This window comes from Streptomyces sp. NPDC051173, from assembly GCF_040689515.1.
Classification (GTDB): domain Bacteria; phylum Actinomycetota; class Actinomycetes; order Streptomycetales; family Streptomycetaceae; genus Streptomyces.
Genome location: NZ_JBFBBD010000129.1, coordinates 1 through 10438 on the forward strand (window position 1 = coordinate 1; position 10438 = coordinate 10438).

9 protein-coding genes are annotated in these 10438 nt (G+C 74.8%); 6 read left to right on the plus strand and 3 right to left on the minus strand.

Features of this window, described 5'->3' with window-relative positions; all coding sequences use genetic code 11:
- Nucleotides 1-1509: amidase family protein (locus AB0435_RS33275; RefSeq protein ID WP_366428655.1), on the minus strand; the 1509-nt coding region annotated here is incomplete at its 3' end.
- Between the two features lie 463 nt (nt 1510-1972).
- On the opposite strand from AB0435_RS33275, the gene AB0435_RS33280 reads away from it, so the two are divergent.
- From AB0435_RS33280 to AB0435_RS33305, 6 genes are all read left to right on the plus strand, one after another.
- A complete protein-coding gene (locus AB0435_RS33280; RefSeq protein WP_361534450.1) occupies nt 1973-2455 on the plus strand; it encodes an oxidoreductase in 483 nt (160 codons plus the stop codon).
- 97 nt (nt 2456-2552) lie between these two features.
- Nucleotides 2553-4586 (plus strand): proton-conducting transporter membrane subunit, encoded by a 2034-nt coding sequence (locus AB0435_RS33285; RefSeq protein WP_366003700.1) that lies wholly within the window; start codon nt 2553-2555, stop codon nt 4584-4586.
- Between the two features lie 49 nt (nt 4587-4635).
- Nucleotides 4636-5589: an NADH-quinone oxidoreductase subunit H gene (locus tag AB0435_RS33290; RefSeq protein WP_366003699.1), complete on the plus strand. Its 954-nt coding sequence runs from the start codon at nt 4636-4638 to the stop codon at nt 5587-5589.
- An 11-nt stretch (nt 5590-5600) separates the two neighbouring features.
- Nucleotides 5601-6296 carry a hypothetical protein gene (locus AB0435_RS33295; RefSeq protein WP_366003698.1) on the plus strand — a complete coding sequence of 232 codons (696 nt, stop codon included), beginning with the start codon at nt 5601-5603 and terminating at the stop codon, nt 6294-6296.
- Nucleotides 6296-8017 (plus strand): proton-conducting transporter membrane subunit, encoded by a 1722-nt coding sequence (locus AB0435_RS33300; RefSeq protein ID WP_366003697.1) that lies wholly within the window; start codon nt 6296-6298, stop codon nt 8015-8017. Before AB0435_RS33295 ends, AB0435_RS33300 begins: the two co-directional genes overlap by 1 nt.
- A gap of 3 nt (nt 8018-8020) precedes the next feature.
- Nucleotides 8021-9526, plus strand: a complete 1506-nt coding sequence (locus AB0435_RS33305) for an NADH-quinone oxidoreductase subunit C (protein ID WP_366003695.1) — start codon at nt 8021-8023, stop codon at nt 9524-9526.
- Here the strand turns inward: AB0435_RS33305 and AB0435_RS33310 are convergent.
- Nucleotides 9521-9700 (minus strand): hypothetical protein, encoded by a 180-nt coding sequence (locus tag AB0435_RS33310; RefSeq protein ID WP_366003694.1) that lies wholly within the window; start codon nt 9698-9700, stop codon nt 9521-9523. The two genes, AB0435_RS33305 and AB0435_RS33310, sit on opposite strands and share 6 nt — an antisense overlap.
- Nucleotides 9701-9811: 111 nt before the next feature.
- The gene (locus AB0435_RS33315) at nt 9812-10261 is read right to left on the minus strand and encodes a helix-turn-helix domain-containing protein (RefSeq protein WP_366428656.1); all 450 of its coding nucleotides are present in this window, start codon (nt 10259-10261) and stop codon (nt 9812-9814) included.
- Between the last annotated feature and the right edge of the window lie 177 nt (nt 10262-10438).

The window sequence follows — 10438 nt, forward strand, 5'->3', positions numbered from 1 at the left end:
GCCGAGGACGCCGCTCCCGCGCTGCTGGTGACGGACGCCCAGGTGGCGGCGGGGCTGCCGGAGACCGGCGCCACCGCCGTGGTCCTCGGCGACGCCCACCTCGCAGAAGAACGGCGGCCTCCGGTCCTCCCACGGTGCCGCCTGTTCCAGCTGCGCCGCCACCCGCAGCAGCAGATCCTCACGCCCGTGCGCGGCCACCAGCTGTACCCCCACCGGCAGCCCCTCCCGGCTCTGCCCGAGCGGCAAGCTCATCGCCGGGTGGCCCGAGACGTTGAACACCGCCGTGAACGGGCCGTATTCGAGGATGCGGCGCAGCCAGGAGCGGGCCGTGTGGCCGGGGCCGTCGTAGTCGAGGGTGCCGTGCGGTGCCGGGAGCTGCCCGAGCGTCGGGGTCACCAGCAGGTCGTACCGGGTGAAGAAGTCACCGACCGGGCGTGTGACCCGGTGCTGGGCGTCGACCGCCGCCATCACGTCGAGCGCGCTCGCCGCCTCCGTCTCGCCGAGCACCACCCGCGACACCGCCTCCAGCAGTGACGGATCGGGCCTGCGCGGCGCCCTGAGCATCGCGGCGCCCGTCGCGTAGACGCTGAGCATCAACGCCTCGACGACCGCGTCCGGATCGACGGCCGGGCCGGCGGGGGTGACGACGTGCCCGATCCACTCCAGGACCTGGCCCGCGGTCTCCGCCGCGGCGGCCACCTGGGGGTCGACCGGCACGCCCGACCACGCCCGCGTGGTGAGCGCGACCCGCAGCCGGCCCGGGTCGGCCCGCAGTTCCTCGGCGTACGGGCGTAGGGGCGGCGGCGCCGCGTACTTGTCGCCGACGGGCGGCGCGGCCACGGCGTCGAGCAGGTGGGCCGTGTCGCGCACGGTCCGGGTGAGCCCGAACTCCACCGTCTGCCCGAACGCCGCCTCCCCGGCGAGCGGTCCGCTGGGCGTACGGCCACGGCTCGGCTTCAGGCCGACGAGCCCGCAGCACGCGGCGGGCACCCGCAGGGAACCCGCGCCGTCGTTGCCGTGGGCGAACGGCACCGCGCCCGCGGCGACGAGCGCGGCCGCCCCGCCGCTGGACCCGCCGACACCCCGGTCCGGTGCCCAGGGGTTGCGCGTCGGGCCGTAGCGCACCGGCTCCGTCGAGAAGCTGAGGCCCAGCTCGGGGGCGGTGGTCTGGCCGAGCGCCACCAGCCCGGCGGCGCGGAAGCGGGCCATCAGGTCGTGGTCGGCCTGCGCGACGGCACCGCGGATGCTGCGGCTGCCGAGCGTGAACGGCACGCCCCGCGCGAACGGTCCGCTGTCCTTGATCACGAACGGCACGCCGCCGAACGGCCCCTCCGGCTCGTGGTCGAGGGCCGGTTCGAACAGCGGCAGCGTCAGCGCGCCGAGGTCGGCGTCGGCCGCGGCGAGGGCGCGCCGTGCCACCGACTCGACCTCGGCCGCGCTCACTTCACGCGCCCGGATCAGCGCTCGCAGCCCGACGGCGTCGAGGCTCGCGTATTCGTACAGCTCCACCGGTCTCCCATTCCTCGGCTGGTGGCTGGAATCAGACTGACGTACGGAGCCGTCATACGGCCACCGAGTTTCACCGCCGTGCCCCGGGGTGCCCGGTGACCTCGTAGATTCTGCCGCGTACGGCAAGCGGTTTCGAACCACCCGTCCCAGCAGTCCGTGGCGTCACAGTGGCCGGAACTCCCCGTAACTCGGCCGCCCCGCACCCCGTTTCCCGGGGCAGAGTCAGTCCTCATGTCAGTCCTCATGCAACGGGGCTGCCGAAGGCCGCACCCACCGGACCATCCCGTCCGAGGGCCCCGGCGATCCGGGCCGGGCCCGTCGCGGAACCCGCGAGGCCCCGGCGCAGCCCTTCCCGGCCCCTCCGACCGGCGGCCGTCTCCCGGCGCGTGATCGCGCTGTGACGGCGGGAGACGGCCGCCGCACCTTCGTGAGGCACATCGACGCCGAGCCGAGGGAGCCCTCAATGAGCCTGCTGCGCAAGATCCGTGAGACCGGACGGGTGGCGGAGGACGCGCCGCCCCGGCCCGCCCCCGCCGAGTCCGCCGCGGCCCGCCGCCTGGGCGGCTCGGTCCAGGTGCGCTGCGTGGACGCCGGATCGTGCAACGGCTGCGAGATCGAGATCGCGGCGGCCTTCGGGCCGGTCTACGACGCCGAGCGCTACGGAGCACGCCTCGTGGCCTCGCCCCGGCACGCGGACGTCGCGCTCGTCACCGGGCCGGTGACCCGCAACATGGCCGAACCGCTGCGCCGCACCGTCGCCGCGATGCCCCGCCCCCGGCTCGTCGTGGCGGTCGGCGACTGCGCCCTGAACTGCGGTGAGTTCGCCGGTGGCCACGGAGTCGAGGGCGCGGTGGCCGACGTGGTCCCCGTCGACCTCAAGGTCGAGGGCTGCCCGCCGCGCCCCGACCGGATCGTGGCGGCGCTCCGCGCCGTGACGGGCCGGTGAGCGCGGCCGCGCCCGGCGGGGGCGCGACGCGGGAGACGGGCGCGACGCCGTCGTACGGCCGCGGACGGCCGGGGAGCGCGCGAGCGAGGGACCGCGCATGAGGGATGCCGAAACCGCGGCGGTCCTCGCGGTCGGGCTCGCCGGCGCCGGAGCGCTGTCCGGCGCGCTGCTGCCGAGACGGGCGCGCGTCATAGCCGTCGGGGTGTGCACCGCGGGCCTCGGCGGCGCCGGGCTCGCGGCCGGACTCATGGCCTCCGGCGGCAGCCGCTGGTCCGTCCACCTCCCCGGCCTGCTGCCGATGGCCGGTGTCTATCTGGCCGTCGACGCCCTGTCGGGGCTCTTCATGGCGGTGGCGGGAGCCGTGGTCCTCGCGGTCGCCGTCTACGGCATCGGCTACGCCGGGGGCGACCACGCGCGCGGTGTCGCCTCGCGCGGGGTCCAGGCCGCGCTGCCCCTGTTCGCCCTCACCCTCGTCCTCGTCCCGGCGGCCGCCTCCGTCTCGACGTTCCTCCTCCTGTGGGAGGTCATGGCCCTCACCTCGCTGCTGCTCGTCCTGGCCGACCAGCGCGACCGCGCCTCCGTCCGCGAGGCCGGGGTCTGGTACGCCGTCATGACCCACCTCGGCCTGGTCCTGCTGCTGGCCGGCATGGCCCTCTTCGCCGCCTGCGCCGGAGGCGAGACCTTCACCGCGCTGCGAGCGGGCGCGAGCGGGATGTCACCCACCGCCCGCGGCACGGTCTTCGTGCTGGTCGCCGCGGCCTTCGCGTCCAAGGCCGGCATGGTGCCCCTGCACCCCTGGCTGCCCAGGGCCCACCCCGAGGCCCCCAGCAACGTCTCCGCGCTGATGAGCGCCGCCATGGTCAACCTCGGTGCCTACGGCATCGTGCGCGTGGCCTTCGACCTGCTGGGCGGCGCCCCGCGCTGGGGGTGGCTGCTCGTCCTGGCCGCGGGCGCCCTCTCCGCCGTCTACGGCATCCTCCAGGCGGCCATGGCCTCCGACCTCAAGAGGCTGCTGGCCTACTCGACGTCCGAGAACCTGGGCCTCGTCCTCATCGGCGTCGGCGCGGCCGGGCTCTTCGCCTCCTCCGGCTATCCGGTGCCCGCCGCGCTCGCCCTCGCCGCCGCGCTCCTGCACGTCGCCAACCACGCCGTCTTCAAGGCCCTGCTGTTCTGCGCCGCCGGCTCCGTCGTCCGCGCCACCGGCGTGCGCGACCTCGACCGCATGGGCGGGCTGCGCGCCCGGATGCCCGCCACCGCGGGCTTCTTCACCGTCGCCGCCCTCGGCGCGATCGCCCTCCCGCCCGGCAACGGCTTCCTCAGCGAATGGCTGCTGCTCCAGTCCCTCATCAACGGCCTGACCGTGCCCGGCGTCTCCACCGCCATCGTGCTGCCGCTCGCCGTCGCGGTCATCGCGCTGTCCGCCGGGCTGGCCGCCGCCGTCTTCGTCAAGGCGCTCGGCGTGGGCTTCTTCGCCCGCCCCCGCAGCGCCGGGGCCGCGGCCGCCACCGAGAGCCCGCCCGGCATGCTCATCGGCATGGGCCTGCTCGCCGTCGGCTGCACCGGGCTCGCGCTCGTACCCGGCATGCTGGGCAACGGCCTGTCACGAGCCGTGGCAGTCGCCGGACTCAAGGGCGGGCCCACGCTCTCCGGCGACGGCTTCGAACTGCGCCTGGACCGGCTCGCCGCCTCCATGTCCCCCCTGTGGGTGGCGGCCGCGCTGACGGCCGGAGTGCTCGCGGCCGCCGCCCTGATCCGGATCACGGCCCGCCGCGGCCGCCGCGCCAACGTCAGGCTGTGGGACTGCGGCGGGGGCGCCCCGACCGCCCGGATGTCCTACACCGCGACCTCGTTCGCCGAACCCCTCCAGCGGGTCTTCGACGACGTCCTCGCTCCCGAGCAGGACGTCAACGTCACCCCGCTGCGCGAGTCCGCCTATCTGGTGGAACGGGTGCGTTTCCAGAGCCGGATCCCCGACCGGATCGAGCACCGTGTCTACCGCCCCGTCCTCGCCGCCGTCACCGGCCTGGGCCAGAGCGCGCGCCGCCTGGCCACCGGCAGCGTTCACCTCTACCTCGGTTACGGCTTCTTCGGCCTTGTCGCCGTGCTGCTGGCCCTGGCGGTGGGCTGGTGAGCGGCATCGCGCGGCGGGGCACGCCGGCGGACACGCAGGAGGAGACACCGTGAGAGCCATCGGCACGGCGGCCGTGACCGCCCAGGTCGTCCTCGTCGTCGCCGGAGCGCCGCTGCTCGCCGGCGCGATGCGGCAGGTGCGGGCCCGGCTGGAGGGCCGGGCCGGCCCCGGCGTCCTCCAGCCCTGGCGGGACCTGCGCAAGCTGCTCCGCAAGGAGGCCATCACCCCCGTCGGCACCGGGCCCGCCTTCCGCCTCGCCCCCCTCCTGCTCGTCGCGACCACTGCCGTCGTCGCCGCCCTCGTCCCCCTGACCTCGACCGTCACGCCCGTCAGCGGTGACGCCGACCTGATCCTCGTGGTGGCGCTGCTCGCGCTCGGCACGGTCGCCCTCGCCCTCGCCGGCCTGGACACCGGCACCGCCTTCGGCGGCATGGGCGCCTCCCGTGAGATGACCGTGGCCGCCCTCGTCGAACCGACCATCCTCCTCGCGGTGTTCGCCCTGTCGATACCGACCGGTTCCACCAACCTGTCCGCGATCGTCTCCGGCGGCATCCACGACCCGGTGCGGCTGGCCTCCCCGGCGGGGCTCCTGGCCACCGCCGCGCTGGCCGTCGGCGTCCTCGCCGAGACCGGCCGGCTGCCGGTGGACAACCCGTCCACCCACCTGGAACTGACGATGGTCCACGAAGCGATGGTGCTGGAGTACGCGGGCCCCGACCTCGCCCTGGTCGAACTCGGTGCCCAGATGCGGCTCGCCGTCCTGCTCGGACTGCTCGCCTCCCTGTCCGCCCCCTGGGGCATCGCGACCACCGCCGCACCGGCCGCCCTCGCCCTCGCCCTCGTCCTGCTCACCGCCAAGGTCGCCCTGCTCGGCTCCGCCCTCGCGGCCGCCGAGGTGTTCTGGGCCAAACTGCGGCTGTTCCGCGTCCCCGAGCTGCTCGCCGGATCCTTCCTGCTGGCCCTGCTCGCGGTCACCGCCTCGTACTTCCTCACAGGAGAGTGAGTGAGGGACACATGAACGACAGCGTCTTCACCCAGCTGCTCGACCTGGCGTGCGGCGCGTTCCTGCTCGCGGCCGTCGTGGTCCTCTGGCTGCGCCAACTGTCCTCGATCGTCCGGGCCTTCGCCCTCCAGGGCGTCGCCCTGGCCGCCGTCGCCGCCCTGCTGGGCGTGCACGAGGGCCGCTGGAACCTCCTCGCCATCGCCGCGGGCATCGGCCTGCTGCGCGCCGGAGCCCTGCCCCACCTCATCCGGCGCGCCCTCGCCGCCGGCACCCCGCCCCCCACCCACCACTACGAGGAGGACGTCAGCGAGGCCCGCGAGACCCAGCCCCTGGTCAACGTCGCCGCGTCCCTGCTGAGCGCCGCCCTCCTCACCCTCCTCGCCTACGCCGTCGCCCGGCCCCTCGTCGAGCTCGACCCCACCCCCGCGACGAGCGCCCTGCCGGTCGGCCTCGCCGTCGTCCTGATCGGCTTCTTCACCCTGGTCACCCGGCGCCGCGCTCTGGCGCAGGTGGTCGGCTTCCTGCTCCTGGACAACGGCATCACCGCCACGGCCTTCCTGGCCGCCTCCGGGGTGCCGCTGATCGTCGAACTCGGCGTCTCCTTCGACGTCCTGCTCGCCGTTCTCGTCCTGCAGATCCTCACCACCCGGATGCGGGCCGCCTTCGGCGGCACCGGCATCGACGACCTGCGGGAGCTACGCGACTGATGACGCACGCCACCACCGCACTGCTGCTGACCGCCCCCATCGCGGTGCCCCTCGCCACCTCGGCCGCCCACGCCGCCACCGGGCTGCGCGGCGTACGGCCGTACCGCCGGGCCCACGCCCCCCGGCACTCCGCCGCCCTCGCGCACAAGCCGCCGCCCCCGCGGACACCGGCCGAACCCGTACGGGCCACCGGCTCCGGCACGGCCGCCGGGGGACCGGTCACCCTCACCGGCGGGCCTCCCGCGACACCTTCCGGGCCACCGCCGTTCGCCACCGACGGACCGGTGGTACCGCCCTTCGCCACCGGCCACGAGACCCCGGCCCGCCCGGTCGGCACCTGGCTCGGCCTCGTCTCCCCGGCCACGATCCTCTTCAGCGGGGCCGCCCTCGCCGCCACCGTCCCCGACCGCGGGCCGGTGACGGCGTACGGGCGGCTGCTGCGCGCCGACGCCCTGACCGTGTGGCTGCTGCTCGCCATCGGCGCGGTCGCCGCCCTGGCCTGCGCCGCGGGCCCCGCCCACCTCGCCCACGAGCGGGCCGACGCCGGTGCCGCCCGCCGCTACAACCTCCTCGTCCAGGCGTTCCTCGCCGCCATGAGCGCGGCCGTCCTGGCCGCGAACCTCGGCGTGCTGTGGATCGCCATCGAGGCCACCACCATCGTCACCGCCTTCCTCGTCGGCCACCGCCGCACCCGGGCCTCCGTCGAAGCCGCCTGGAAGTACGTGGTGATCTGCTCCGCCGGGATCGCCCTCGCCTTCCTCGGCACCGTCCTGCTCTACTACGCCGCCCGGCAGGCGGGCATCTCCGAGGCGTCCGCCCTGGACTGGCCGACGCTCGCCGCGCACGCCGACCGGCTCGACCCGGCCGTCACCCGGCTCGCCATGAGCCTCATCGTCCTCGGCTTCGGCGCCAAGGCCGGCCTCGCGCCCCTGCACGCCTGGCTGCCCGACGCCCACAGCCAGGCGCCCGCGCCGGTGTCCGCGCTGATGTCCGGCGTCCTGCTCTCCGTCGCCTTCGCCGGGCTGCTGCGCTACAAGGTCATCGCGGACACGGCCCTCGGCGCCGGCTACACCCGCACCCTGCTCGCCGGAGCCGCCCTGCTCACCCTGGCCCTGGCCGCCGTCCTGCTGCTCGCCCAGCGCGACTACAAACGGATGCTGGCCTATTCGAGCATGGAGCACATGAGCCTGATCGCCCTGGGTACCGCCATCGGCACCCCGCTGGCCGTCTCCGCCGCCCTGCTGCACATCGCGGGCCACGGGCTGGCGAAGACCGTCGCGTTCTGCGCCTCCGGACACATCCTGCGCATCCGCCGCTCCACCCGCATCGGCAGGGTGCGCGGGCTGCTGGCCGAGGCCCCGGCCCTGGGCACCACCTTCGGGCTGTCCGTGGTCGCCCTGCTCGGCCTGCCGCCGTTCAGCCTCTTCGCCTCCGAACTCGGCCTCGCCCGGGCCGGGTTCACCGCCGGGCACGGCAGGGTCGTCGCCGTCGCCCTGGTCCTGGCCCTCGCCTCCTTCGCCGCGCTGGTCACCCGCACCGCCCGCATGCTCCTCGGCCCCCCGCCCGAACCGGAGGCCGTCGCCGACGGACCCGTCCGGCTCGGACCGGCCGCGGCGGCACCCCTGGTCACCGGCCTCGTCGCCGCCGCGGTGCTGGGCGTCGCCACCGGCCCCCTCACCCGGCTGCTCTCCGCCGCCGGCGAGATCATCGGAAGGCACTGACCCATGCCCCCGACCGTGACCGACATCGGCCCCGGCGAACTGCCCGGACGCGCCGCCGACCTGCTCGTCGACGGCCACCGCCTGGCGCTGGTCGCGGCCCACCACGACGGCCCCACCGCCCCGGGCGGCGCGGCCGTCCGAGTCGTCTACCTCTTCGTCTCCGGCCCGCCCGACACCCGTACCGAACTGCACGTGCGCCTCGACCCCAAGGCCCCCGAGCTGCCCACCCTGGCCCATCTGTCCTTCCCCGCCGGGCGGTTCGAGCGGGAGATGCGCGACCTGCACGGCATCGTGCCCCTCGACCACCCCCTGCCCCACCGCCTCGTCCGCCACTTCCACTGGCCCCGTGGCTGGTATCCCATGCACCCCGACGCCGGGCCCCCGCCGCCCTTCGCCGAGCCCGAGGGCCCGTACCCCTTCCTGGAGGTCGAGGGCGAGGGGGTCTACGAGATCCCCGTCGGGCCGGTGCACGCCGGGCTCATCGAACCCGGGCACTTCCGCTTCTCCGTCGTCGGCGAGACCATCATCAAGCTCAAGGCCCGCCTGTGGTTCGTCCACAAGGGCATCGAGAAGCTCATGGAGGGCCGCACCCCCGGCAGCGGCCTGCCGCTGGCGGAGCGCGTCAGCGGCGACACCGCCGTCGGCCACGCCCTGGCCTACTGCCTGGCCGTGGAGGAGGCCACCGGCACCCGGGTCCCCGAGGACGCCCGGCGCGCCCGCGCGCTCCTCCTGGAACTGGAACGCCTCCACAACCACGTCGCCGACCTCGGCGCCCTGTGCAACGACGTCGGCCACGGCATCCTCAACGCCCGTGCCCAGCACGTCCGCGAACAGCTGCTGCGCCTGAACCAGGAGGTCACCGGGCACCGGCTGCTGCGCGGTGCCGTCGTCCCGGGCGGCGCGGCGCTCTGCTCGATCCCCGGCACGGCGCGGATGCGGGTGCTCGGCCGGGAGATCGGCGACCTCGTCACCCTCGCCCTCGGGCACACCACCGTCCGCGACCGCTTCACCGGCACCGCCCGGCTCGACCTGGCCGCCGCGCGTGACCTCGGCTGCCTCGGCTACGTCGCGCGGGCCAGCGGGCTGGCCGCCGACGCCCGGGTCCGCCACCCCTTCCACGACTACGGGCCCGCGCTCACCGTGCCCGTTCACACGGCGGGGGACGTGCTGGCGCGCTTCCTCGTCCGGGCCGAGGAGATCGACACGTCCCTGGCCCTCGTCGAGGAACTGACGGAACGGCTCATCACCGGCCGCTGGGTCGCGGACCTCCCGCCCGGCCGGCCCGGCACGGCGGCCGCCGGCACCGGCATCGTGGAGGGCTGGCGCGGCACCATCACCACGCGCGTCGAGCTGCGGGGCCGTGACCACACGCTGACCCGGGTGAAGACGGCGGACCCGTCCTTCTTCAACTGGCCGGCGCTGCCGGTCGCGCTGGCCGACACGATCGTCCCGGACTTCCCGCTGACCAACAAGAGCTTCAATCTGTCCTACGCGGGCAACGACCTATGACGGCGCCGGCTCCTCGTCGGTCTCGACACCGTGGTCGCGGGCGATGCGCAGGGCGTCCTCCAGCTCCCCTTCCGCCACGGCCGTCCCGTAGTCGTCGGCCGCCCCCCGCGCCGCCGCCAGCGCGGCCCGTGCGTGGCGGATCCGCTGCCGCATCGCTTCGGCGAACACGCTCACGACAACCCCCAGGGGGAATCACCGGTGGTGGGAAGGATTCCTCAAGTCTAGGGGAGACGAGGGCAACGGGCTGCTGCCCGGAAGCCGTCTGTACAGGGCGGTTGCTTATGCTCAGGCCATGCCTTCCGCCGTCCACCCCGGCACCTGGAAGCGGGGCGTGAGGTCCGTGCTGGTGACCTCCTCGCCGCAGCAGCGGCAGACGACGACGGAGTCCAGGTCGGAACCGCAGGTGTGCTCCAGGACGGTCGGCGGCACATCGGCCAGGTGACGGTCGCCCCACCGCATCAGCATCAGGAGCACCGGGCGCAGGTCCTGCCCGGCGGGGGTGGCGCAGTATTCGAAGCGCGCGGGGCGGTCCTGGTACGGAACCTTCTCCAGGACCCCCGCTTCCACCAGGCGCCGCAGCCGCGCGGCGAGGATGTCACGAGGGGCCCCGGTGTTACGGGCGATCGCGTCGAAGCGCCGGACGCCGAAGAAGACCTCACGCAGTACCAGCAGGGAGTACTTCTCGCCGACCACGCCGAGTGCGTCGGCGATCGAACATGGGCGCGCTGTCGTCATGTCTTCATCGTAAAGCAGCAGGATTTGCTTCCCCAACCCTGCCTGGAAAGCGGGGAGTCCGGTCCGCGGATCTCCGTCGCCGTGGCTAAGTGGTCTGCGTCGTAAATCCTTCGGGGGTTGACTTCGGTGCTGCTTGTAGGCGTGCTCGCACTCAGCTGTTGAGGGCGGTGAGGTGGA